15 protein-coding genes are annotated in these 24,280 nt (G+C 57.0%); 6 read left to right on the forward strand and 9 right to left on the reverse strand.

Annotation, left to right across the window (positions count from 1 at the left end; all coding sequences use genetic code 11):
• Positions 1-19: 19 nt before the first annotated feature.
• Genes glpC through glpA form a run of 3 tightly spaced genes read right to left on the reverse strand, consistent with a single transcriptional unit; the run spans position 20 to position 4,066 of the window.
• Positions 20-1,198, reverse strand: a complete 1,179-nt coding sequence (gene glpC, locus N438_RS21700; RefSeq protein ID WP_008803967.1) for an anaerobic glycerol-3-phosphate dehydrogenase subunit GlpC — start codon at positions 1,196-1,198, stop codon at positions 20-22.
• Positions 1,195-2,454: a glycerol-3-phosphate dehydrogenase subunit GlpB gene (gene glpB, locus N438_RS21705; protein ID WP_116696504.1), complete on the reverse strand. Its 1,260-nt coding sequence runs from the start codon at positions 2,452-2,454 to the stop codon at positions 1,195-1,197. Before glpB ends, glpC begins: the two co-directional genes overlap by 4 nt.
• Positions 2,444-4,066 carry an anaerobic glycerol-3-phosphate dehydrogenase subunit A gene (gene glpA / locus N438_RS21710; protein WP_064144532.1) on the reverse strand — a complete coding sequence of 541 codons (1,623 nt, stop codon included), beginning with the start codon at positions 4,064-4,066 and terminating at the stop codon, positions 2,444-2,446. The genes glpB and glpA overlap by 11 nt, the downstream gene beginning before the upstream one ends.
• A 271-nt stretch (positions 4,067-4,337) precedes the next feature.
• Here glpA and glpT point away from each other — a divergent pair, with 271 nt between their 5' ends.
• Both glpT and glpQ read left to right on the forward strand, forming a co-directional pair.
• On the forward strand, positions 4,338-5,684 hold the full coding sequence (glpT, locus tag N438_RS21715) for a glycerol-3-phosphate transporter (protein ID WP_002913019.1): 1,347 nt from the start codon (positions 4,338-4,340) through the stop codon (positions 5,682-5,684).
• 9 nt (positions 5,685-5,693) lie between these two features.
• Positions 5,694-6,764 (forward strand): glycerophosphodiester phosphodiesterase, encoded by a 1,071-nt coding sequence (gene glpQ / locus N438_RS21720; protein WP_116696505.1) that lies wholly within the window; start codon positions 5,694-5,696, stop codon positions 6,762-6,764.
• A gap of 461 nt (positions 6,765-7,225) precedes the next feature.
• Here glpQ and yfaE read toward each other — a convergent pair whose 3' ends face one another.
• The 4 genes from yfaE to ubiG form a co-directional block, all read right to left on the reverse strand.
• Positions 7,226-7,480, reverse strand: coding sequence for a class I ribonucleotide reductase maintenance protein YfaE (gene yfaE / locus N438_RS21730; protein ID WP_002913017.1), 255 nt, complete (start codon positions 7,478-7,480; stop codon positions 7,226-7,228).
• Positions 7,480-8,610, reverse strand: coding sequence for a class Ia ribonucleoside-diphosphate reductase subunit beta (gene nrdB, locus N438_RS21735; protein ID WP_004140835.1), 1,131 nt, complete (start codon positions 8,608-8,610; stop codon positions 7,480-7,482). The genes yfaE and nrdB overlap by 1 nt, the downstream gene beginning before the upstream one ends.
• A gap of 101 nt (positions 8,611-8,711) precedes the next feature.
• Positions 8,712-10,997, reverse strand: a complete 2,286-nt coding sequence (gene nrdA / locus N438_RS21740) for a class 1a ribonucleoside-diphosphate reductase subunit alpha (protein ID WP_008803972.1) — start codon at positions 10,995-10,997, stop codon at positions 8,712-8,714.
• 344 nt (positions 10,998-11,341) lie between these two features.
• Positions 11,342-12,070, reverse strand: coding sequence for a bifunctional 2-polyprenyl-6-hydroxyphenol methylase/3-demethylubiquinol 3-O-methyltransferase UbiG (gene ubiG / locus N438_RS21750; protein ID WP_008803973.1), 729 nt, complete (start codon positions 12,068-12,070; stop codon positions 11,342-11,344).
• A 146-nt stretch (positions 12,071-12,216) separates the two neighbouring features.
• Here ubiG and gyrA point away from each other — a divergent pair, with 146 nt between their 5' ends.
• Positions 12,217-14,850 (forward strand): DNA topoisomerase (ATP-hydrolyzing) subunit A, encoded by a 2,634-nt coding sequence (gene gyrA, locus N438_RS21755; RefSeq protein WP_012967527.1) that lies wholly within the window; start codon positions 12,217-12,219, stop codon positions 14,848-14,850.
• Between the two features lie 131 nt (positions 14,851-14,981).
• Positions 14,982-17,822 (forward strand): two-component system sensor histidine kinase RcsC, encoded by a 2,841-nt coding sequence (gene rcsC / locus N438_RS21760; protein WP_116696506.1) that lies wholly within the window; start codon positions 14,982-14,984, stop codon positions 17,820-17,822.
• A gap of 45 nt (positions 17,823-17,867) precedes the next feature.
• Here rcsC and rcsB read toward each other — a convergent pair whose 3' ends face one another.
• Complete coding sequence (rcsB, locus tag N438_RS21765) at positions 17,868-18,518, reverse strand: response regulator transcription factor RcsB (protein ID WP_004201684.1); 651 nt, start codon at positions 18,516-18,518, stop codon at positions 17,868-17,870.
• A 15-nt stretch (positions 18,519-18,533) separates the two neighbouring features.
• Positions 18,534-21,191, reverse strand: a complete 2,658-nt coding sequence (gene rcsD, locus N438_RS21770; protein ID WP_116696507.1) for a phosphotransferase RcsD — start codon at positions 21,189-21,191, stop codon at positions 18,534-18,536.
• Between the two features lie 771 nt (positions 21,192-21,962).
• Here rcsD and N438_RS21775 point away from each other — a divergent pair.
• Together N438_RS21775 and apbE are read left to right on the forward strand one after the other, a co-directional pair.
• The gene (locus N438_RS21775; protein WP_008803977.1) at positions 21,963-23,054 is read left to right on the forward strand and encodes a porin OmpC; all 1,092 of its coding nucleotides are present in this window, start codon (positions 21,963-21,965) and stop codon (positions 23,052-23,054) included.
• A gap of 103 nt (positions 23,055-23,157) precedes the next feature.
• Entirely contained in the window at positions 23,158-24,210 is a 1,053-nt protein-coding gene (gene apbE / locus N438_RS21780; protein WP_023340560.1) for an FAD:protein FMN transferase ApbE, read from the forward strand.
• The last annotated feature ends 70 nt before the right edge of the window (positions 24,211-24,280 follow it).

Consider the following 24,280-nt stretch of genomic DNA (forward strand, 5'->3'; position numbering starts at 1 on the left):
GCGGAGGCTGGCGCTGGGCTCAGGCGAGCGCTTGCGCCAGTACCGTCAGCGGATGCTCGCAGCGTTTGCGGGTGGACATCTCAATCTGCCACTTGCAGGTCTCGCAGTCGGTCACGACGATGTCGGCGCCGCTCTCCTCAATCTGGCGGAACAGCGGGGCGCCGATAGCCTGGGATACCGCATAATTCTCAGTTTTAAACCCGTAGGTGCCCGCGATGCCGCAGCACTGTGAATCCAGCACCTCCAGCTGCAGGCCGGGGATCAGCCGCAGCAGCTCGAGGGTATACAGCGACCAGCCCATCTTTTCCATATGACACGGGGTGTGATAGACCACCTTCAGCGGCAGCCGGCGCAGCGGTAGCGTCTTGCCGGCATCCAGCTGTTTCCAGATCCAGCGGGTGGCCAGCTCGACCCGATCGCGAAGATCGCTGTTGTCGACATCGAGGAGATGAGGGTATTCATCACGTAGCGTAAAGGTGCAGGTCGAGGAGGTGGCAATGATCGGCAGCGTGTTTTCCCGCATCGCAGCGACGTTACTCTGCGCCTGTTTACGCGCCTTGTCGAAAAAGCCGTTGGCGATCAGCGGCACGCCGCAGCATTTTTCCTTCGATAACAACTGCACGCCGGTACCCAGCGCGTTGACGACGCGGATCAGATCCTTACCCAGCTGCGGATGGTTATAGTTGACGTAGCAGCCATGAAAGAAGACCACCTGCTCAGGGTACTGCGCCTGTCTGGCCGCGAGCTGGCGGTAAGCGCGGCGGAAGGTGCCGAAGCCATATTTCGGTAGTGTGCGCCGGTGGTCGATTTTAAGCGCCGCGTCGAGCAGGCGGCGCACCGGTTTTAAACCGGTCGTGGCGTTGACCAGGGGGGCAAAGGGAGTGGAAAGGGTGCCCATCAGGTCGGTATGGCTGAGGATGGCGTCGCGCAGGGTCGGCTTTTGCTGGCCGTACTGTGCCCGGGCGCGCTGAATGATATCGCCAATTTTCACATCCGACGGGCAGGCAACCTCGCAGCGCTTGCAGTTAATGCAGTACTTCAGCGCCTCGTCGTACAGCGCGCCATCCTTCAGACGCAGACGTTCGCCGTCCGGCCCCGCCTGTTTCGGGCCGGGATAGCGTGGATTGACCCGACTTACCGGGCAGGTGGTGGTACAGACCGTGCACTTAATGCAGCTTTCAAAACGGGTATCGTTCATGGCCGGTCTCCGGCAAGGGCGTGGATCTGTCTGGCGGCGTGCAGCGCGGTGACGGCGCAGACGCCGCCGCCACAGCCGAGCTGAATGGCATCGAACCCGCCGATCAATGAGCCAATGGCGAACAGATTATGGAACGGCTGCCCGCCCAGCACGGGGCGCAGCAGGGCATCGGTTTTCACGCCGAAGCGCTGCCACGGTTGTGAGACGAAGAAATCGCGCTGGTACCAGCTTTCCCGTGGCAGGGTCTGCTGCAGGTCGAGGCCGAGGATCGGCTCGCGCACGCTATCGCGAGTGGCGACAAGACCGTTGCTGAAAAAGCTGCCGCTGGCCAGCACGGTGAAACGCGGACGCAGCGCGACATCGCCGTGATTTCGCGTCCAGACGGCCTCGACGGCGCCCTGTCGATGGCTGATTTTCACCACTTCATCGCCAGCAAGCCAGGTGCCGCCCTCGCGAATGAACTGACGCTGAAGCTGGCTATGCAGGCGCATCCCCGGCACCGAAGGCGGCAGCGTCGGCAGCAAACGCAGCGGGCAGGGCAGACGCGTCTGCAGCCAGCGGTACAGGCGATCGTCGGCGAGGCCAAAACAGGCGGGCATGATCAGCAGGTCATGCTGCTGCGCCAGCGGCAGCAGCTCTGCATGCAGGGCCGGCCATAGATTCTCATCATCCAGCACGCGGGCGATATTGGCGGCGCGAAACTCGGTGGGGTTGTCACGCAGCACATCCAGCAGCGGTAACCCGATTTCCACCGCCGCGGCGGTAACTCCGTGTTGATCGAGCGCGGCGGCGGCGAGATATGGCTGAAAATCAGCAAAACCGCTAATCCCTACCAGGCATACGTGTTGCTGCGCGAAGGGTGCCAGCGGAACCTCTTCCGGCGACAGCCACGCCGGTCGCAACGTCCCCAGCGGCGTCACCCGCAGATGAGGTTGGCGCGCTTCGCCTTGCATGTTCGCGCCGCAGGCGGCCAGCAGGGCTTCGGTCTGTGTCGCGTATTCGAGTACCGCCCCGGCGCCGAGCCGGGAATAAGGGTGTTCAGGAAGCTGTTCAGCGAGTTGCTGCAGACCTTGTGCGACGTCAGTAACGTTATCGCCGTTGGGCAGCGCCGAGAGCAGGTCTAACGACGCGGAGGAAAAATGCAGCGCGCTCTGCCCGCGGCTGATAATGACGCTGCGCAGGCCGTACTGATTCAGCGCCAGCCCGCACAACAGGCCGGCGAGCCCGCCGCCGACAATTGCGCAATCAAACTTCATCCTGGTGCTCCTGTGGCAGTCCGCACAGGCCGAGGTAGACCCAGCGGGTAAATTCGCTTTCGCGCAGTGCATCGCCCCAGGCGATGGGCTGAACGCCCTTCCAGCGTTCATTGAGAAACGCCGAGAGCTGGGTTAATGACTGCGCGGGGGTGGTGACGTTAAAGCGCTGCAACAGTCCGGCAGCGCGGCAGGCGCAGAGTTCCCCCTGGCAGGTACCCATGCCAATCCGGGTGCGGCGGCGCAGGTCGAGGAGGGTGTTGACCGCCAGATTTTCCACCGCGTATTTCACTTCGCCAGCGGTAACGGCTTCGCATTCGCAGACCAGGCTACGGTGCTGGCGGCTGTCGCCAAGCCAGGCCGGAGTGCGATCGCCGTGACGGTAGACGGCCGAGCCGCGCAGCGGGGTGGGGAGGGAGATAATTTTTTGCAGGGTACTTTCCGTTGGCTCCTGTGAACCGGGCAGCGGGGTCTCGGCCGTGCTACAGGGGGTGGTGTTTCCCAGCTTACGACAGACGGCGTCGGTGGCCCACTCGGCCATCAGGCGATAGGTCATCAGCTTGCCGCCGGTGATAGTAATGAAGCCTTCCATACCGTCACGCTGGGCATGGTCGAGCAGGACGATGCCGCGGCTGACGCTGCGCCCGCTGGGATCGTTATCGCTGGCCACCAGCGGGCGGACGCCGGAGTAGGCGCGGAGGATCCGGGTGCGGCCCATGACCGGCGCCAGCTTTTCGCCTTCGCGCAGCAGGGTATCGACTTCCGCCGTCGTTACCCGGTTGTCGTCAATGTCGTCATAAGGAATATGCATTGAGGTGGTGCCGATCAGCGAGATGGTATCCCCGGGCACCAGAATATCGGCGTCGGCCGGCTTACGGCAGCGGTTGATCACCAGGTTGTTAATCCGGTGGTCGAGGATCAACAGCGATCCCTTCGCCGGGAACATGGTGATGCGCAGGTCGGCATATTCCGCTATGCGCTGCCCCCAGATCCCGGCGGCGTTAACCACCACCCCGGCGTACAGCGTACGGGCCTGGTGAAGTTGGCGGTCGTATACCTGGACGCCGCAGACGCGATCGCCCTGGCGCAGCAGGCCTGTTACTTCGCAGCCGGTAAGGATCTGCGCGCCGTGTTCGCGGGCGTCGAGCATATTGGCTGCGGTGAGGCGAAACGGGTCGATGGTGCCGTCCGGGACCTGCACTGCGCCCAGCAGCGTCGGGTTGACGGCGGGCTCCTGGCGCAGCGCGTCCTGCGGCGAGAGCGGCGTGGCCTCTATGCCAGCCTGCTGACAGGCGGTGATAAAAGTCTGCTGATACGCCAGGTCATCTTCAGGCAGGGTGATAAACAGCCCATTGGTCGGTTCAATGCAGTGGCGGGCGATGCGGCGCAGGATGCGGTTCTCACTGATGCATTCGCGGGCGGATTCGTTGTCGGTCACCGCATAGCGGGCGCCGCTGTGCAGCAGTCCATGATTACGGCCGGTGGCCCCGGTGGCGATATCATGGCGCTCAATGAGCAGCGTTCGTAATCCGCGCCGGGCGCAGTCGCGGGCGATACCGGCGCCGGTTGCTCCGCCGCCGATGATAATGACCTCGCTATCAAGACGTCCCGTCATCTTCAGCTCCTCTGCTTTCGTTTAACGCCATTTAGCCACAATTCATAAGGTTATTGTTTGATTTCGAGCATATTCGCGCGTTATTTGAGCGTGTTATGTGATTTCGTGCTCACATTAGAACGTTTTGTCATATTTCTGTAACAAATTGTGCGATGTTTCACAGTATCAACTCTACGTATTGCCTACCATCGCGACCATATTTGAAGTTGGTGATTAATCTGGGATTTTGTCGTGACGTCAGTAGAAAACAGCAAGGGCCACGGAGGCTGATATGTTAAGTATTTTTAAACCCGCCGCGCATAAAGCGCGTTTGCCAGCAGCGGAGATCGACCCGCTGTATCGTCGATTACGCTGGCAGATTTTCATTGGCATCTTTTTTGGTTATGCCGCTTACTATCTGGTTCGTAAGAACTTTGCCCTGGCGATGCCTTATCTGATTGAGCAGGGCTTCTCCCGTGGCGACCTCGGTTTCGCCCTTTCCGGCATCTCCATCGCCTACGGATTTTCGAAATTCATCATGGGCTCGGTCTCTGACCGCTCGAATCCGCGCATTTTCCTGCCGGCCGGCTTGATCCTCGCCGCGCTGGTGATGCTGGTGATGGGCTTTGTACCGTGGGCGACTTCCAGCATCATGATCATGTTCGTATTGCTGTTTCTTTGCGGATGGTTCCAGGGGATGGGCTGGCCGCCGTGCGGCCGGACCATGGTGCACTGGTGGTCGCAGAAAGAGCGCGGTGGGATTGTCTCGGTGTGGAACTGCGCGCATAACGTCGGCGGCGGTATTCCGCCGCTGCTGTTCCTGCTGGGGATGGCGTGGTTTAACGACTGGCACGCGGCGCTGTATATGCCGGCTTTCGGCGCGATCCTGCTGGCGATTTTTGCCTTCGCGATGATGCGCGATACCCCGCAGTCCTGCGGTCTGCCGCCGATCGAAGAGTATAAAAACGACTATCCGGATGACTATAGTGAAAAGCACGAAGAAGAGCTGACGGCGAAGCAGATCTTTATGCAGTACATTCTGCCGAACAAGCTGCTGTGGTACATCGCTATCGCTAACGTCTTCGTTTATCTGCTGCGCTACGGCATTCTCGACTGGTCGCCGACCTACCTGAAAGAGGTCAAACACTTCGCGCTGGATAAATCCTCCTGGGCCTACTTCCTCTATGAGTACGCGGGGATCCCGGGCACGCTGCTGTGCGGCTGGATGTCGGACAAAGTGTTTAAAGGCAACCGCGGCGCGACCGGCGTGTTCTTTATGACCCTGGTGACCATCGCCACTGTCGTTTACTGGCTCAATCCGCCGGGCAATCCGGGCGTCGATATGGCCTGTATGATTATTATCGGCTTCCTGATCTACGGCCCGGTGATGCTGATCGGTCTGCATGCGCTGGAACTGGCGCCGAAAAAAGCCGCCGGTACCGCTGCGGGCTTCACCGGTCTGTTTGGCTATCTCGGCGGTTCCGTAGCCGCGAGCGCCATCGTCGGCTACACCGTCGATTTCTTCGGCTGGGACGGCGGCTTCATGGTGATGATCGGCGGCAGCGTGCTGGCGGTTATCCTGCTGGTTATCGTGATGCTTGGCGAGCGTCGTCATCATCAACAACTGAAACAAGCCTAAGGAGCGACGATGAACATGAAACTCACCGCGCTAATGAGCGGCATGATTTTGGACAGTTCGGCGCTGTGCTTCAGCGCTGTCGCAGCGGAGAAAATGGTCATCGCCCACCGCGGCGCCAGCGGGTATCTGCCGGAACATACCCTGCCGGCGAAAGCGATGGCTTACGCTCAGGGGGCGGATTACCTTGAGCAAGATCTGGTGATGACCAAAGACGACCGGCTGGTGGTGTTGCACGACCACTATCTCGATCGGGTGACTGACGTTGCGCAGCGTTTCCCGCAGCGGGCGCGTCAAGACGGTCGTTTTTACGCTATTGACTTTACCCTGGCCGAGATTAAGTCGTTGAAGTTTACCGAAGGTTTTGAGCCGAAAAATGGTAAGAACGTGCAAACCTATCCCGGGCGTTTCCCGATGGGCAAATCCGATTTCCGCATTCATACCTTTGAAGAAGAGATTGAGTTTGTCCAGGGGCTGAACCATTCGACGGGTAAAAATATCGGTATCTACCCGGAAATCAAAGCGCCGTGGTTCCACCATCAGGAAGGCAAAGATATTGCTGCCAGTACCCTGAAAGTGCTGAAGGAATATGGCTATACCAGCAAGCAGGATAAGGTTTATCTGCAGTGCTTTGACGCCAACGAGCTCAAACGCATCAAAAATGAGCTGGAACCGAAGATGGGCATGGATCTCAATCTGGTGCAGCTCATCGCCTACACCGACTGGAATGAAACCCAGCAGAAACAGGCGGACGGTAAATGGGTGAACTACAGCTACGACTGGATGTTCCAGCCGGGTGCGATGGCGCAGATTGCGCAGTACGCCGACGGTATTGGCCCGGATTACCATATGCTGGTGGCGGAAGGCTCGAAGCCGGGCGCGGTGAAGCTGACGGCGATGGTAAAAGAGGCGCATGCCAGCCATCTGCAGGTGCATCCGTACACCGTGCGCGCGGATCAGTTGCCGGAGTACGCCACTAACGTTAATCAGCTCTATGACCTGCTGTATCACCAGGCGGGCGTCGACGGCTTGTTTACCGATTTCCCGGATAAAGCGGTGCAGTTTCTGAACGCTAAACGCTAAAAAGCCGGGTGGCGGCTACGCCTTACCCGGGCTACGGTCTGTGCGGCCTGCCTTTAATTTATTCACCATGCTGGCTGAAACTGCCGGTGTTGGTGGCCTCAAAATCGCTGAGACGTTCCCGGCAGGCCGGGGCAGCCCGCATGGATGCGGGCTGAGGGCCGTGATTTGCAGGGACGCTGCCTCGGCCCGACCCGAAGCCTGCAGGGATAAGTCGAAGGCACCACGAAGTGGCGATTTTGGCGGCCAGAGCCCGGGAGTACAGAGGGCGGCGGCGACTGGCCGCCCTCTGTGCGCTCCCTGCGCCACGGAAAACATATTGCATAAAAATTAACCGGGAGCGCAATATCCTCTGAAGCGACACGCGATAAACGTTTTTCTCAAGCGAAAAAGTTGCAAACCGATAACAGTATCTACGAACTGCGGTTTTGTAGGTCAGGTAAGCGTAGCGCCACCTGACAAGACTACATCTCGATCTCAATATCGCCTTTCGCCCGGCAGCAGCAGGGCAAAATTTCCCCCGGCTGGATAAAGGCCAGCGGCTCGGTCAGCCAGTCAACCTGGCCGGAAACCAGACGCGTGCGGCAGGAACCGCAATAGCCTTCGCGGCACTGATATTCCACATCGATATTATGCGACTCCAGCGCAGCCAGCAGGGAAGGGTGTTCATCCTGACACTCAAGGCGAGTGTCAGAGATTTTCAGGAAAATCCGCTTCATTACAGCTGGAAGTTGCTCAGGTCGTCGGCATCGACTTCAGAATCGATCTGACCGACGAGATACGAGCTGACTTCCACTTCCTGCGGCGCCACCTGGACGTTATCGGAGACCAGCCAGGTGTTGATCCATGGGATTGGGTTGGAGCGGGTCTGGAATGGCAGATCAAGGCCCACTGCCTGCATGCGGATATTGGTGATGTACTCGACGTACTGGCAGAGAATATCTTTGTTCAGGCCGATCATCGAGCCGTCGCGGAACAGATAGTCCGCCCACTCTTTCTCCTGCTGCGCCGCCAGCACGAACAGGTCATAGCACTCCTGCTTGCACTCTTCGGCGATTTCCGCCATCTCCGGATCGTCGCTGCCGGAGCGCAGCAGGTTCAGCATATGCTGGGTGCCGGTCAGGTGCAGCGCTTCATCGCGGGCGATCAGGCGGATAATTTTGGCGTTGCCTTCCATCAGCTTGCGCTCGGCGAAAGCGAAGGAGCAGGCGAAGCTAACGTAGAAGCGGATCGCTTCCAGGGCGTTAACGCTCATCAGACACAGATAGAGTTTCTTTTTCAGCTCGCGCAGATTCACGGTCACGGTTTTACCGTTGACGGTGTGGGTGCCTTCGCCCAGCAGGTGCCAGTAGCTGGTCATTTCGATCAGCGAATCGTAATAGTGAGAGATGCCTTCCGCACGCTTCTGGATCTGCTCGTTGGTCACGATATCGTCGAACACGGTCGCCGGATCGTTGACGATGTTGCGGATGATATGGGTGTAGGAGCGTGAGTGGATGGTCTCGGAGAAGGCCCAGGTTTCCACCCAGGTTTCCAGCTCCGGGATGGAGATCAGCGGCAGCAGCGCGACGTTCGGGCTGCGGCCCTGGATGGAATCGAGCAGCGTCTGGTACTTCAGGTTGCTGATGAAAATATGTTTTTCATGTTCCGGCAGCGCCTGGTAGTCGATGCGATCGCGGGAAACGTCAACCTCTTCCGGACGCCAGAAGAAGGAGAGCTGCTTTTCAATCAGCTTTTCAAAGATGTCATATTTTTGCTGATCGTAGCGGGCCACGTTAACCGGCTGGCCAAAAAACATCGGTTCCAGCAGCTGATCGTTTTTCGTCTGTGAAAAAGTGGTGTATGCCATTGAAGTGAGTCCTGTTGAAATGTATTGCCCGGCGGTACTGCATTGGCCGGGCCTACACAATCGTAGGCCGGGTAAGCATCGCGCCACCCGGCAAAAATAACTTAGATCTTACAAGCGCCGCTTTCGCAGCCGTCGTCCTGGATGGACGGGGCCAGGTCATCCTGAGCGTCTTCTGCGCCATCACGGGTGTTGTGATAGTACAGCGTTTTGACACCGAATTTATAGGCGTTGAGCAGGTCTTTGAGCAACTGCTGCATCGGCACTTTTCCGGACGGGAAGCGCGTCGGATCGTAGTTGGTGTTGGCAGAGATCGACTGGTCGATAAACTTCTGCATGATACCCACCAGCTGCAGATAACCGTCGTTGTTCGGCATTTCCCACAGCAGCTCATAGGCGTTCTGCAGATTTTCGTAATCCGGCACCACCTGGCGCAGGATACCGTCCTTGGACGCTTTGATACTGACGTGGCCGCGCGGCGGCTCAATGCCGTTGGTGGCGTTGGAGATCTGCGACGAGGTCTCGGACGGCATCAGTGCGGAGAGCGTGGAGTTACGCAGACCGTGGGTTTTAATGGATTCGCGCAATGCTTCCCAGTCGAAGTGCAGAGATTCGCTGACGATGCCGTCCAGGTCTTTCTTATAGGTATCGATCGGCAGGATACCCTGCGCATAGGTGGTTTCATTGAACCACGGGCAGGCGCCCTGCTCGATAGCCAGCTCGTTGGAGGCCTTCAGCAGGTAGTACTGAATCGCTTCGAAGGTTTTGTGCGTCAGGTTGTTGGCGCTGCCGTCGGAGTAGCGTTTGCCATGCTTCGCCAGATAGTAAGCGAAGTTGATCACGCCGATGCCCAGCGTACGACGCCCCATCGCGCCGCGTTTGGCGGCCGGGATCGGGTAATCCTGATAGTCCAGCAGTGCATCCAGGGCACGCACCGCCAGCACCGCCAGCTCTTCCAGCTCGTCGAGGCTGTCAATCGCGCCGAGGTTGAAGGCCGACAGGGTGCACAGCGCGATTTCGCCGTTTTCGTCGTTGACGTCTTCCAGCGGTTTGGTCGGCAGGGCGATCTCCAGGCACAGGTTAGACTGACGCACCGGGGCGACTACCGGATCGAACGGGCTGTGGGTGTTGCAGTGGTCGACGTTCTGGATGTAGATGCGGCCGGTAGAGGCGCGTTCCTGCATCATCAGCGAGAACAGCTCAACGGCTTTAATACGCTGCTTGCGAATGCTGTCGTCCTGCTCGTACTGGGTGTACAGGCGCTCAAACTCGTCCTGATCGGCAAAGAAGGCGTCATACAGGCCCGGGACATCGGAAGGGCTGAACAGGGTAATGTCGCCGCCCTTCAGCAGACGGGTGTACATCAGCTTGTTGATCTGTACGCCGTAGTCCATATGACGAACGCGGTTGGCGTCGGTACCGCGGTTGTTTTTCAGCACCAGCAGGCTTTCCACTTCCAGATGCCACATTGGGTAGAAGAGGGTCGCCGCGCCGCCGCGAACGCCGCCCTGCGAGCAGGATTTCACCGCGGTCTGGAAATGTTTGTAGAACGGAATGCAACCGGTGTGGAAGGCTTCGCCGCCGCGGATCGGGCTGCCCAGCGCGCGAATGCGCCCGGCGTTGATGCCGATCCCGGCGCGCTGGGAAACGTATTTCACAATCGCGCTGGAGGTGGCGTTGATGGAATCCAGGCTGTCGCCGCACTCGATCAGCACGCAGGAGCTGAACTGACGGGTTGGGGTGCGCACGCCGGACATGATTGGCGTCGGCAGCGAGATTTTAAAGGTCGATACCGCGTCGTAGAAACGCTTAATGTAGTCCAGACGGGTTTCGCGCGGGTAGTTCGAGAACAGACACGCGGCGACCAGAATATAGAGGAACTGTGCGCTCTCATAAATTTCGCCGGTAACGCGGTTTTGTACCAGATACTTGCCTTCCAGCTGCTTAACGGCTGCGTAGGAGAAGTTCATGTCGCGCCAGTGGTCGAGGAAACCGTCCATCTGCTGGAACTCTTCTTCCGTGTAGTCTTCCAGCAGATGATGATCGTATTTACCCTTCTCGACCATCTTCACCACGTGATCGTAGAGCGCCGGCGGCTCAAACTGGCCGAAGGCTTTTTTACGCAAATGGAAAATCGCCAGACGCGCGGCGAGGTACTGGTAATCCGGCGCGTCGCGGGAGATCAAATCCGCAGCGGCTTTAATAATGGTTTCGTGGATGTCCGCGGTTTTGATGCCGTCATAGAACTGGATATGAGAGCGCAGCTCTACCTGGGAAATCGAAACGTTATTCAGTCCTTCTGCCGCCCAATCCAGTACGCGATGGATTTTGTCGAGATTGATGCGCTCGGTGGTCCCGTCGCGCTTTGTCACCAGCAGACTCTGATTCATGTGGATTTTACCTGTCCGTGAAAGAAAATATCCCCCGTTTATCCACAGAAGGCCGTTGTGACTAACTCTGTGGATAAATACTATATGTAGGGGGTTGTCGATAAAAGAAACGCTATATGGTGAGTATTTTAGTAAGGAATCTTTTGAGTACAAGGGTTGATTTTGACGTTAAATTGAGGTTGCGGAAGGGTAATAATCCGCAAGTCCACGTCGCATAAGGCCTGGAGAAGAAGTCAATAAAACAGAAAAAAAAATGAAAATTTGATCGAGTGCTGATTTCTTCATCGGAAGAAATAATCACGCGGCTTGATGCCGCGCAATCATCATAAGCGCAGGTGCTGACCTCAGTCCTGTTTGGCGGTCGTATGCAACATATAGTTAACATCAACCCCCGGCGCTAACTTGAAGGTGTTGGTCAGCGGATTGTAATGCAGACCGATGATATGCTGCTCTTTCAGAGTAGTCTGATCTACCCAGCTCAGCAGCTCGGCCGGTTTGATAAACTTCTTCACATCATGAGTGCCCTTAGGCACCATCTTCATGACATATTCCGCACCGACCACCGCCATCAGCCAGGCCTTGCCGTTGCGGTTGATGGTGGAGAAGAAGACCTGGCCGCCGGGCTTCACCAGCCGCGCGCAGGCATGCACCACCGACTGCGGGTCGGGCACGTGCTCCAGCATCTCCATGCAGGTCACGACGTCATACTGCTGCGGATGCTTCGCGGCATGTTCCTCAACCGTTTCCTGAACATAGTCCACCTGAATACCGCTCTCCAGGGCGTGCAGCTTCGCGACCTGCAGCGGTTCGGCGCCCATGTCCAGTCCGGTGACCGTCGCACCTTCGCGCGCCATGCTCTCGGCGAGAATGCCGCCGCCGCAGCCGACATCGAGGACTTTTTTACCGAACAGGCCGCCGGAGCGTTCGGCGATATAGCCCAGCCGCAGCGGGTTGATGCGGTGGAGCGGTTTGAACTCGCCCTCCAGATCCCACCAGCGCGAGGCGACGGCTTCGAATTTGGCGATTTCAGCATGATCGACGTTAGGGGCTACCGACGTTTTTTCGGCATTCATGGGCGCTTTTACTCCTTTTCTGTTCAGACCTGCGAGTATATCAGCAGCGCGCCATGAATAAACCGTATTGCTTTACCTCTATTAGCGCGGCTGTGTTATAATTTGCGACCTTTGAATCCGGGATACAGTAGAGGGATAGCGGTTAGATGAGCGACCTTGCGAGAGAAATTACACCGGTCAACATTGAGGAAGAGCTTAAGAACTCTTATCTGGATTATGCGATGTCGGTCATTGTTGGCCGTGCGCTGCCGGATGTCCGAGATGGCCTGAAGCCGGTACACCGTCGCGTACTTTACGCCATGAACGTATTGGGCAATGACTGGAACAAAGCCTATAAAAAATCAGCCCGTGTCGTTGGTGACGTAATCGGTAAATACCACCCGCACGGCGACTCCGCGGTATACGACACCATCGTTCGTATGGCGCAGCCGTTCTCGCTGCGTTACATGCTGGTGGACGGCCAGGGTAACTTCGGTTCCATCGACGGCGACTCCGCCGCGGCGATGCGTTATACCGAAATTCGTCTGGCGAAAATCGCTCATGAGCTGATGGCCGATCTTGAAAAAGAGACGGTCGATTTCGTCGACAACTATGACGGTACGGAGCGTATTCCGGACGTCATGCCGACCAAAATTCCTAACCTGCTGGTGAACGGCGCCTCCGGGATCGCCGTAGGGATGGCGACCAATATACCGCCGCATAACCTGACGGAAGTGATCAACGGCTGTCTGGCGTATGTTGACGATGAAGACATCAGCATTGAAGGGTTGATGGCGCATATTCCAGGCCCTGATTTCCCGACCGCCGCCATTATTAATGGCCGTCGTGGCATTGAAGAGGCTTACCGCACCGGTCGCGGTAAAGTGTACATCCGCGCGCGCGCGGAAGTGGAAGTGGACGCGAAATCCGGCCGCGAAACCATCATCGTGCACGAAATTCCGTATCAGGTGAACAAAGCGCGCCTGATTGAGAAAATCGCCGAGCTGGTCAAAGAAAAACGCGTGGAAGGCATCAGCGCGCTGCGTGACGAGTCTGATAAAGACGGGATGCGCATCGTGATTGAAGTGAAGCGCGATGCGGTAGGGGAAGTGGTGCTCAACAACCTCTATTCCCAGACCCAGCTGCAGGTCTCCTTCGGCATCAACATGGTTGCTCTGCACCATGGTCAGCCGAAGATCATGAACCTGAAGGACATCATCGCCGCGTTTGTACGCCACCGCCGTGAAGTGGTGACCCGTCGTACGATTTTCGAACTGCGCAAAGCGCGCGACCGGGCGCATATCCTCGAAGCGCTGGCCGTTGCGCTGGCCAACATCGACCCGATTATCGAACTGATCCGTCGCGCGCCGACCCCGGCAGAAGCGAAAGTGGCGCTGGTTGCCCAGGCGTGGGATCTCGGTAACGTTGCGGCGATGCTGGAGCGCGCCGGTGATGACGCCGCGCGTCCGGAATGGCTGGAGCCAGAGTTCGGCGTGCGCGACGGTAAATACTACCTGACCGAGCAGCAGGCTCAGGCGATTCTGGATCTGCGTCTGCAGAAACTGACCGGCCTTGAGCATGAAAAACTGCTCGACGAATATAAAGAGCTGCTGGAGCAGATCGCGGAACTGCTGCACATTCTCGGCAGCGCCGACCGTCTGATGGAAGTGATTCGCGAAGAGCTGGAACTGATCCGCGACCAGTTCGGCGACGAACGTCGTACCGAAATCACTGCCAACAGCGCTGATATTAACATCGAAGATCTGATCAACCAGGAAGATGTGGTGGTCACCCTGTCGCATCAGGGCTATGTGAAGTATCAGCCGCTGACCGACTACGAAGCACAGCGTCGTGGCGGTAAAGGCAAGTCAGCAGCGCGCATTAAAGAAGAAGACTTTATCGACCGCCTGCTGGTGGCTAACACCCATGACACTATCCTCTGCTTCTCGAGCCGTGGCCGTCTGTACTGGATGAAGGTCTATCAGCTGCCGGAAGCCAGTCGCGGCGCGCGCGGTCGTCCGATCGTCAACCTGCTGCCGCTGGAAGCCGATGAGCGTATCACCGCCATCCTGCCGGTCCGCGAGTACGAAGAGGGCGTCAACGTCTTTATGGCGACCGCCAGCGGTACCGTGAAGAAAACCGCGCTGACCGAGTTCAGCCGTCCGCGTTCCGCCGGTATCATCGCGGTCAATCTGAACGAAGGCGATGAGCTGATCGGCGTCGATCTGACCTCTGGTCAGGACGAAGTGATGCTGTTCTCCGCGGCCGGTAAGGTTGTGCGCTTCAAAGAAGACGCCGTTCGCGCCATGGGCCGTACCGCCACCGGCGTACGCGGCATCAAGCTGGCGGAAAACGACAGCGTCGTCTCGCTGATTATTCCGCGCGGCGAAGGCGCGATCCTGACGGTAACGCAAAACGGTTACGGTAAACGTACCGCAGCGGCGGAGTATCCGACCAAATCGCGTGCCACTCAGGGCGTTATCTCGATCAAAGTCACCGAGCGTAACGGCTCCGTGGTGGGCGCCGTGCAGGTGGATGACTGCGATCAGATCATGATGATCACCGACGCCGGGACGCTGGTTCGTACCCGCGTTTCCGAAGTGAGCATCGTGGGCCGTAACACCCAGGGCGTGATCCTCATCCGCACCGCGGAAGATGAAAACGTGGTGGGTCTGCAGCGCGTGGCAGAGCCGGTGGACGACGAAGAACTGGATGCCATCGACGGTAGCGTAGCGGAAGGCGATGACGATATCGCCCCGGAAGCGGATACCGATGACGACATCGCCGAAGACGAAGAGTAATCGTCCCAGGTAAATGTTCTGAAAGGGCCGGGTATTCTCCCGGCCCTTTTTGCATTAAGATTGCGGCAAAGCCGGTTTACCGCTACTTTAACCCCATTCTGTTGAGTCCCTGACGGCCGAGCATCGCCACATTGAAATATCTTGCCTCGTTTCATACAACCCTGAAGGTTTCACGTTATCTGTTCAGAGCGCTGGCGGTATTACTGTGGCTGCTGATTGCGTTTGTCTCTGTGTTCTATATCGTCAATGCCCTGCACGAGCGGGAAGCCGAGATCCATCAGGAGCTCAATCTCAACGCCGACCAGGCCCAGCGCTATATTCAGCGTACGGCGGACGTGATTAAAGAGCTGAAGTACGTCGCCGGTAACCGCTTGTCGGCAGGGGACGCGGTAGCGCAAGGGCAAAACGGCGATATCGCGGTGCCCAACTTTGAACCCCTGTACCCAGATTCCGACTGCAGCGCGATGAGCAGCACCTGGCGTAATTCGCTGCAATCACTGGCGTGGTTTATGCGCTACTGGCGGGATAATTTTACCGCTGCCTACGACCTTAACCGCATCTTTCTCATTGGCAGCGATAACCTCTGCATGGCCAACTTTGGCCTACGGGACGTGCCGATTGAGCGCGATCAGGCGCTGAAAGTCCTGCATCAGCGCATTGAGCAATATCGCAACGCGCCGCAAAACGAGCGCGGCAACAACCTGTTCTGGATAAGCCAGGGCGTGCGCCCCGGCGTGGGCTACTTTTATGCCCTGACCCCGGTCTATATGGCCAACCGTCTGCAGGCGATGCTCGGCGTGGAGCAGACCATCCGTATGGAAAGCTTCTTCACGCCAGGCAGTTTGCCGATGAGCGTGACGATTTTTGACGATAACGGCCAGCCGCTGATCTCGTTGGCCGGCGCGGAAGGCAAAATCCAGAGCGAAGCGAAGTGGATGCAGGAGCGGATGTGGTTTGGCTACAGCGCAGGCTTTCGCGAGCTGGTGCTGAAAAAAAGCCTGGCGCCGTCCTCCTTAAGTATCGTCTATTCCGTTTCGGTGGACCAGGTGCTGGAGCGGATCCGCATGCTCATCATCAACGCCATCATTCTCAATATTCTGACCGGAGCAATGCTGTTTGCGCTGGCGCGAATGTATGAGCGGCGCATTTTTATCCCGGCGGAAAATGATGCGCAGCGACTGGAAGAGCATGAACAGTTCAACCGCAAAATCGTGGCCTCAGCCCCGGTGGGGATCTGTATTCTGCGCACCGTCGACGGGACCAATATTCTCAGTAACGAGCTGGCGCACAACTACCTGAATATGCTGACCCATGAGGATCGCCAGCGGCTGACGCAGATTATCTGCGGCCAGCAGGTCAACTTTGTCGATGTGCTGACCAGCAACCATACCAACCTGCAGATTAGCTTTGTCCATTCGCGTTATCGCAATGAAAACGTCGCCATTTGCGTGCTGGTGGACGTTTCCGTCCGCGTGAAAATGGAGGAGTCGCTGCAGGAGATGGCCCAGGCGGCTGAACAGGCCAGCCAGTCGAAATCGATGTTCCTTGCGACCGTCAGCCATGAGCTGCGTACCCCGCTATACGGCATCATCGGTAACCTCGATCTGCTGCAGACTAAGGCCCTGCCGAAGGGCGTTGATCGCCTGGTGACGGCGATGAACAACTCTTCCAGCCTGCTGCTGAAAATCATCAGCGATATTCTCGATTTCTCGAAAATCGAGTCTGAGCAGTTGAAGATCGAGCCGCGGGAGTTTTCCCCGCGCGAAGTGATGAACCATATCTCTGCTAACTATCTGCCGCTGGTGGTACGCAAGCAGCTGGGTCTGTACTGTTTTATCGAGCCGGATGTCCCGGAGCAGATGTCCGGCGACCCGATGCGCCTGCAGCAGGTGATCTCTAACCTGCTGAGCAATGCGATTAAGTTCACCGACACCGGCTGTATTATCCTGCACGTCCAGTGTGCGGGGGATTATCTGCAGATCAGCGTCCGCGATACCGGGGAGGGGATCCCGGCGAAAGAGGTGTTGCGCCTGTTCGACCCCTTCTTCCAGGTGGGGACCGGCGTGCAGCGAAACTTCCAGGGCACCGGCCTTGGCCTGGCGATCTGTGAAAAGCTGATCAGCATGATGGATGGCGATATCGCCGTGGAAACGGAGCCGGGGATGGGCAGCCGTTTTACCATCCGTATCCCGCTGTATGGCGTGCAGAACACACCGCAGGTGACGGCGGACGGTTTCGCAGGCAAGACCTGCTGGCTGGCAATTCATAATACCTCGCTGGCGATGTTCGTCACGTCGCTGCTCAGCTATCACGGCCTGACGGTACGCCGCCATGCCGGAGAAACGCCGGACGCCGACGATGTCTTGCTGACTGACGATGAAGCGCAGAGGGGCTGGCAGGGGAGTGCGATGGTCATCTTCTGCCGCCGCCATATCGGCATCCCGCAGGAGCGAGCCGCCGGAGAGTGGCTGCATAGCGTGACGACGCCGCATGAACTGCTGCCGCTGCTGGGGCGTATTTTCCACGTCGCCCTCGACAGCGCGGAGAATAGCCGGGCGCTGATGGCGCCGGACGCGCAGATCGGTAATAACGACGACATGATGATCCTGGTGGTCGACGATCACCCGATTAACCGCCGTCTGCTGGCGGATCAGCTGGGATCGCTCGGCTACCAGTGCGTGACCGCTAACGACGGGGTCGACGCGCTCAACGTACTTAGCAAACAGCATATCGATATCGTGCTCAGCGACGTCAACATGCCCAATATGGATGGTTATCGTCTGACGCAGCGCATTCGTCAGCTTGGCCTGACGCTGCCGGTGATCGGCGTCACCGCCAATGCCCTGGCGGAAGAGAAGCAGCGCTGTCTTGAATCGGGGATGGACAGCTGCCTGTCCAAGCCGGTCACCCTCGACGTGCTGAAGCAAACGCTGACGGTGTATGCGGCGCGGGTACGTAACGGGCGGGAATAACGGGGAGCTCCGTCTCGCCGGGGCGAGACGGAGAAAACAAAGGGATTACTCTTTATCCGTCGAACTCAGCGAGACGGAGGAGAGGTAGTTCAGCAGCGCAATGTCGTTTTCCACGCCCAGCTTCATCATTGCCGACTTCTTCTGGCTACTGATGGTTTTGATGCTGCGGTTGAGCTTTTTAGCGATCTCGGTCACCAGGAAGCCTTCAGCGAACAGACGCAGCACTTCGCTCTCTTTCGGCGACAGGCGTTTATCGCCATAGCCGCTGGCGCTGATTTTTTCCAGCAGACGAGAGACGCTTTCCGGTGTGAATTTCTTCCCTTTCTGCAGCGCGGCCAGCGCTTTTGGCAGGTCGGTCGGCGCTCCTTGCTTGAGAACGATCCCTTCGATATCCAAATCCAGCACCGCGCTGAGGATCGCCGGGTTGTTGTTCATGGTCAGAACAATGATCGACAGATCCGGGAAGTGGCGCTTGATGTATTTAATCAGCGTGATCCCGTCGCCGTATTTATCACCGGGCATGGACAGATCGGTGATCAGCACATGGGCGTCCAGCTTCGGAAGATTGTTGATAAGGGCCGTGGAGTCTTCAAACTCGCCAACGACGTTCACCCACTCAATTTGCTCAAGTGACTTACGAATACCGAACAGTACGATCGGATGGTCATCGGCAATAATTACGTTCATAGTGTTCATGTATAAGGCTACCTTCTACAGCAAGCTCTTGACGTAAGCGTCAATGTCGCTGATATATTTTTCTATGCCTTGCGCATCCTTTTCGCGAATCAGATGCTCAAGCGTTTCACATAACTGCTTGCCGGGTATCAGATTAAGCATAGCAAATGCCCCTTTGAGGCGGTGGGCGGTTTGCGCCAGAGCAGCAAAATCGCCCGCTTCGATTTCAGTATACAATCTCTGAACATCATCCGGTACCGTATCGGCAAACAGTGCGTAATAGCCGCTGGCATGGAGTTCGGCGTTACTCTCGTTTCCTGAGGTGGCGGGCTGAACCGCCTCCTCCGCCAGCTGCTGCTCAATAAGCTGCAGGATAGCCTCCTGCATCGCCGTGCTAATATTAAAGTTGACCCGCAGTTGTCCCGGGCCGATCTTGCGTATCCCGACCTCATCATCGCTTAAAAGCAAGCCCGAAGCAGTAAGATTAGACGGATTATCCGTTAAATACAGATCGAACGCTTGACTTGTCGCCCGATCGTCCGGCGTGATGCAGGACGCCCCCCAGCTCTCCAGCTGGCGTGTGACAATCTGCCGCACTTCACTGGAAGTCACATCCAGCAGGACGATAACGTCATCCAGCAGATGTTCGCCCGCCTCTGGCGCCTCTTCGCTGGCCGGCATTTTCAGGTGCAGGGTATAACGCGTTCCCAGCGACTCCCGCGCTTTGATGGTCAACTGCCCACCCAGTTTGCGCGTCATGCGGTCGCACAGCCAGAAGGTGAGGGCGTTCGCCTTGCCGTACAGATCGCTCTGGGTCTCGTTGAGATACGGGAAGTGCAAATTGTCGATCTCGTTTGCCGAGACGCCGTTGCCAGTATCCAGAATACGGAAGGTCAAACGATCGCTGGCCGACTCGTCCTGGCAAACGTCGAGGGTGATCTTGCCGATAGGCGTGGTGGTGATGGAATACTGGATTAACAGTACCAGTGTGCGTCGCAGGGCTTCACGGTCACCGTAGCGCTGCTCACCGGCAGGAAGTGCGTTATTGATCAGCAGCTGCAGACCCTTGCGCTTCATCGCCGGCAGAACTTCCGGTACAACGTCATCGATCAGTTCCTGAACCGAGAACAGCGCCTGGCTGGTTTTCCAGGTGTCGCTTTCCAGCAGATTGGCGAGCTGAATGTCATCGATCAGTTTGACCAGCTCATCGGCATGCTGCGCCAGCGTTCGGTTCTCTGTACTGCTGAGCGCCGCCGCCTCTGCCGCCAGGTTCCGCGCGGGCTGCTTCAGGGCGCTGCCAATATGCTGCATAAAGGCCGCCCGCCCCTGCTGGTTTTTCTCATACAAGCGCTGGGCCTGCTTGAGCTTTTTATTGACCAGCACTTCGCGGTCCTGGTCTCGGATAATCAGGATCTGCGTGCGCGGGGCTACCTGGCTGCGATACTGGCGGATTTCATACTGCTCATTATTGACGGTAGCCTGAATCACCCCCTGATGCTGGTCCGCCATATTGGTGATGTTCTGCAGATTCAGGTGCGGAAGCAGATGGTCGGCAATAGGGTTGCTGATAAGGGTTCGGTTGGCTTCCTGATCGTGAACCAGTAGCCCCAGCGGCAGCAAAGAAACAATTTCTTCATTTATAGCGCGCAGCAGACGCAGTTCGCTGTTGGCGGCGGAAGGGAGCCCGGCGCCAGACGGACTGCTGCGTCCTTTAAAGTGACGAAAGGTGGTAAAACCAAACAGCGCCAGCGCCAGCAGGCCAATGTTGAGCAGCAGCGGCAGAAGAATATTCTGCAGGGCGGCCAGCAGCATGCTGCTCAGCGGTACCGTCCAGAGCAACTGCATACCGGTAGTGCTGATATCGGTGGCGATGTCGATCTGCATGCCGTTAAAGGTGATCCCGATATGGTCGGTCGTCTCTTTGTCAGGATTGGTGGCAAGGTTTTGCGACGGGTCTGGCTCGATACGGAAGCTGTCCAACGCCATGCCCGGCGGGATCAGATCGTTAATCGGCAGGTCGAAAGCGACCACCGTGGCCAGATGTCCAGGCTGGTTGAAGGTGGTGCGTAACGTAAAGTAGTGCGCGTTCTGCCAGGCGAGATGGCGCAGCGGCGAGAAGGTCTCGCGCTCATCAAGGGTATTGGCCTGCAGCAGCATCTCCGCGCGCCGGGATTCCACGACGCTACTGATCGTTGACTCTTTAAAGCTTGAGGAGAGGTCCTTCAACGGCAGGGTTGAGACCAGAATCAGGCTATTATCCAGACCATTGAGATAGTACATCGACCATGGGATGGTTTCCGCACCCCACAAAATATCGAGATAATCGGACATTTTCTGCGTCATCTCGAGGGTCGAGCTATCGTGGGAGCCAAAAATCAGCGCTTCGGTTTTACGCCGGGGCTTCTCAAGGTAGTAGACGTCCTGTTTTAAACGCGTCTCCTGCAAGCCACCGCTCGCAGCGTTAGCCGAGGTCGCGGCGATATTGTCGTAGATCTGCCAGGTGGCATAGCGCCAGGTGTCAATGCGCTGGTGCAAGGCGTGGGAGACATCAACCACCTGATAGCTCTTCTCTTTCAGCCAGGCATTGACGGCACTTTGAATCATCACCCCCATCGTCGCCAGCAGGACAATAACCATCAAAATGAAGAAGCGGCTGATGTTGCCGGGGATCAGGGAGAATTTTTTCGGGGTCATCTTGTGGCTGAACGACTCATCATTGTTTGTAAACAGGATGTAGCGCCAGAGTAACTGGCAACAAAGCAGATGCTGCAGGCAGTATAAAGGCTAATGGCGTAAATCCATACTACAGAATGGTGCCAGCGGCGCGATACTCTCCAGGAATTATCTTAGAATCGAAGCGCCAATGAAACCGCGCCAACAACGCTGACCAGTCGCGATATTGACAAAGTACAGGCGGAAGAATCGCACGAAATAACAAGACATTGGCTGAATAAGGGCAATTGACAGGCTAATTGATTGATTAATAGTCGTTAGGGAATTTTTTGCCGTAGCACAGATAAATTAAAGTTGTGTAAAGAAGGGTAAAAAAAACCGGATGCGAGGCATCCGGTTGAAATAGGGGTAAACAGACATTCAGAACTGAATGACGGTAATAAATAAAGTTAATGATGATAGCGACTGTTATTTTAGTCACCAATGATAGTTTTGTTTTACCATTCAGTGCTATAGAGTTATTTGTGTGTATGTGATTGATTGTGAACCAATAAATATTTTTTTTGATTATTAGTGCGTATTTCCCAGACCATTTTGTGGTGCAAAAAGTTCCGCCATTTTTACAAATTGAAACATCTTGTGGGCATTTTGAAACATCTTAGAAGTTTTAGTATCATATTCTTGTTGGATTATTCTGCATTTTGCAGCACAATGAAATAGCCGACTGATTAGAAGGGTAATCAGTAAGCAGTGGCATAATAAAAGGCATATAACAAACAGAGGGTTAATAACATGAAAGTTAAAGTACTGTCCCTCCTGGTACCGGCTCTGCTGGTAGCAGGCGCAGCAAATGCGGCTGAAATTTATAACAAAGATGGCAACAAATTAGACCTGTACGGTAAAATCGATGGTCTGCACTACTTCTCTGACGACAAGAGCGTAGACGGCGACCAGACCTACATGCGTGTAGGCGTTAAAGGCGAAACTCAGATCAACGACCAGCTGACCGGTTACGGCCAGTGGGAATACAACGTTCAGGCGAACAACACTGAAAGCTCCAGCGATCAGGCATGGACTCGTCTGGCATTCGCCGGTCTGAAATTTGGCGACGCGGGTTCTTTCGACTACGGTCGTAACTACGGCGTGGTATACGACGTAACGTCCTGGACCGACGTTCTGCCGGAATTCGGCGGCGACACCTACGGTTCTGACAACTTCCTGCAGTCCCGTGCTAACGGCGTTGCAACCTACCGTAACTCTGACTTCTTCGGTCTGGTTGACGGCCTGAACTTTGCTCTGCAGTACCAGGGTAAAAACGGCAGCGTCAGCGGCGAAGGCGCGACCAACAACGGTCGTGGCGCGCAGAAACAGAATGGCGACGGCTACGGTACTTCTGTAACTTATGACATCTTTGATGGCATCAGCGCTGGTTTCGCGTACTCTCACTCTAAACGTACCGACGATCAGAACAACCTGGTTCTGGGTAACGGCGACAACGCTGAAACCTACACCGGTGGTCTGAAATACGACGCGAACAACATCTACCTGGCCACTCAGTACACCCAGACCTACAACGCGACCCGCGCCGGTTCCCTGGGCTTTGCTAACAAAGCACAGAACTTCGAAGTGGTTGCTCAGTACCAGTTCGACTTCGGTCTGCGTCCGTCCGTGGCTTACCTGCAGTCTAAAGGTAAGGATCTGGAAGGCTACGGCGACCAGGACCTCCTGAAATATGTTGATGTTGGCGCGACTTACTACTTCAACAAAAACATGTCCACCTATGTTGACTACAAAATCAACCTGCTGGACGACAACAGCTTCACCCGCAACGCCGGTGTTTCTACCGACGACGTGGTTGCACTGGGCCTGGTTTACCAGTTCTAAGTCGCAAGCTGCACAAGAAAAAGGCGCCTCTGGCGCCTTTTTTTATGTCTGGTTTAACCTCGCTGGTATACTCTTGTCGCCCTGGTAAGAGGAGCCTCGACTAATGGACATGACTTTCTTTCGCGCCGCACTGCTGGGCGCCTGCGTACTGCTCTCTGGCTGCGATTCAGCCACCACCCCTGCGACCCCGGCTTCGACGGCCACCGTGCTGGATGGCAAAACCATGGGCACCTTCTGGCGGGTCAGCGTCATTGGCGTGGATGAGGCAAAGGCCGAGGCGTTGCGCGCCAAGGTTCAGGCCCAGCTGGATGCCGACGATCGCCTGCTCTCGACCTGGAAAAACGACTCGGCGCTGATGCGTTTCAACCACGCGGCGGATACCCGGCCCTGGCCAGTGAGCGAAGCGATGGCGGACATCGTGACGCTGTCGTTGCGGATTGGCGCCAAAACGCACGGCGCGATGGATATTACCGTGGGGCCGCTGGTCAATCTGTGGGGCTTTGGCCCGGATAAACAGCCGGTCACCACCCCGGATGCCCAGGCGATAGCCGCGGCGAAGGCGCGCACCGGCCTGCAGCATCTGCAGGTTATCAATCAGAGCGGCAGGCAATTCCTGCAAAAAGATATCCCCGATCTGTTTGTCGATCTCTCCACGGTGGGGGAGGGCTATGCTGCCGATCACCTCGCGCGATTGATGGAGCAGGAGGGGATCTCCCGCTATCTGGTGTCGGTGGGCGGGGCGTTGGTGAGCCGCGGGATGAACGGCGAAGGCAAGCCCTGGCGGGTGGCGATCCAGAAACCGACTGACCGGGAAAACGCCGTCCAGGCGATTGTCGACATCAATGGTCACGGCATCAGCACCTCCGGCAGCTATCGCAACTACTATGAACTCGACGGCAAACGTATCTCGCACGTCATCGATCCGCAGACCGGGCAGCCGATAACCCATAAGCTGGTCTCCGTGACCGTCATTGCGCCAACGGCGCTGGAGGCGGATGGCTGGGATACCGGACTGATGGTCCTCGGGCCGGAAAAAGCGCAGCAGGTGGTGCGCGAGCAGGGGCTGGCAGTCTATATGATCGTCAAAGAGGGCGAGGGGTTTAAAACCTGGATGTCGCCACAGTTTCGCACCTTCCTCGTCGGCGAGAAAAATTAAAAAGCAAGATTGCGGGTTTTTTGCTGCGGGCGTCGCCGCAGACTGAGGATACACTTACAGCAGGAGCCTC

This window comes from Klebsiella sp. GL120222-02 (assembly GCF_003097195.1).
GTDB classification, from domain to species: Bacteria; Pseudomonadota; Gammaproteobacteria; order Enterobacterales; family Enterobacteriaceae; genus Klebsiella; species Klebsiella variicola.

Coding starts and splice junctions, on each gene's coding strand:
- glpC (WP_008803967.1), bottom strand. CDS start 1,198: ATGAACGATACCCGTTTTGAAAGCTGCATTAAGTGCACGGTCTGTACC.
- glpB (WP_116696504.1), bottom strand. CDS start 2,454: ATGAAGTTTGATTGCGCAATTGTCGGCGGCGGGCTCGCCGGCCTGTTG.
- glpA (WP_064144532.1), bottom strand. CDS start 4,066: ATGACGGGACGTCTTGATAGCGAGGTCATTATCATCGGCGGCGGAGCA.
- glpT (WP_002913019.1), top strand. CDS start 4,338: ATGTTAAGTATTTTTAAACCCGCCGCGCATAAAGCGCGTTTGCCAGCA.
- glpQ (WP_116696505.1), top strand. CDS start 5,694: ATGAACATGAAACTCACCGCGCTAATGAGCGGCATGATTTTGGACAGT.
- yfaE (WP_002913017.1), bottom strand. CDS start 7,480: ATGAAGCGGATTTTCCTGAAAATCTCTGACACTCGCCTTGAGTGTCAG.
- nrdB (WP_004140835.1), bottom strand. CDS start 8,610: ATGGCATACACCACTTTTTCACAGACGAAAAACGATCAGCTGCTGGAA.
- nrdA (WP_008803972.1), bottom strand. CDS start 10,997: ATGAATCAGAGTCTGCTGGTGACAAAGCGCGACGGGACCACCGAGCGC.
- ubiG (WP_008803973.1), bottom strand. CDS start 12,070: ATGAATGCCGAAAAAACGTCGGTAGCCCCTAACGTCGATCATGCTGAA.
- gyrA (WP_012967527.1), top strand. CDS start 12,217: ATGAGCGACCTTGCGAGAGAAATTACACCGGTCAACATTGAGGAAGAG.
- rcsB (WP_004201684.1), bottom strand. CDS start 18,518: ATGAACACTATGAACGTAATTATTGCCGATGACCATCCGATCGTACTG.
- rcsD (WP_116696507.1), bottom strand. CDS start 21,191: ATGACCCCGAAAAAATTCTCCCTGATCCCCGGCAACATCAGCCGCTTC.
- N438_RS21775 (WP_008803977.1), top strand. CDS start 21,963: ATGAAAGTTAAAGTACTGTCCCTCCTGGTACCGGCTCTGCTGGTAGCA.
- apbE (WP_023340560.1), top strand. CDS start 23,158: ATGGACATGACTTTCTTTCGCGCCGCACTGCTGGGCGCCTGCGTACTG.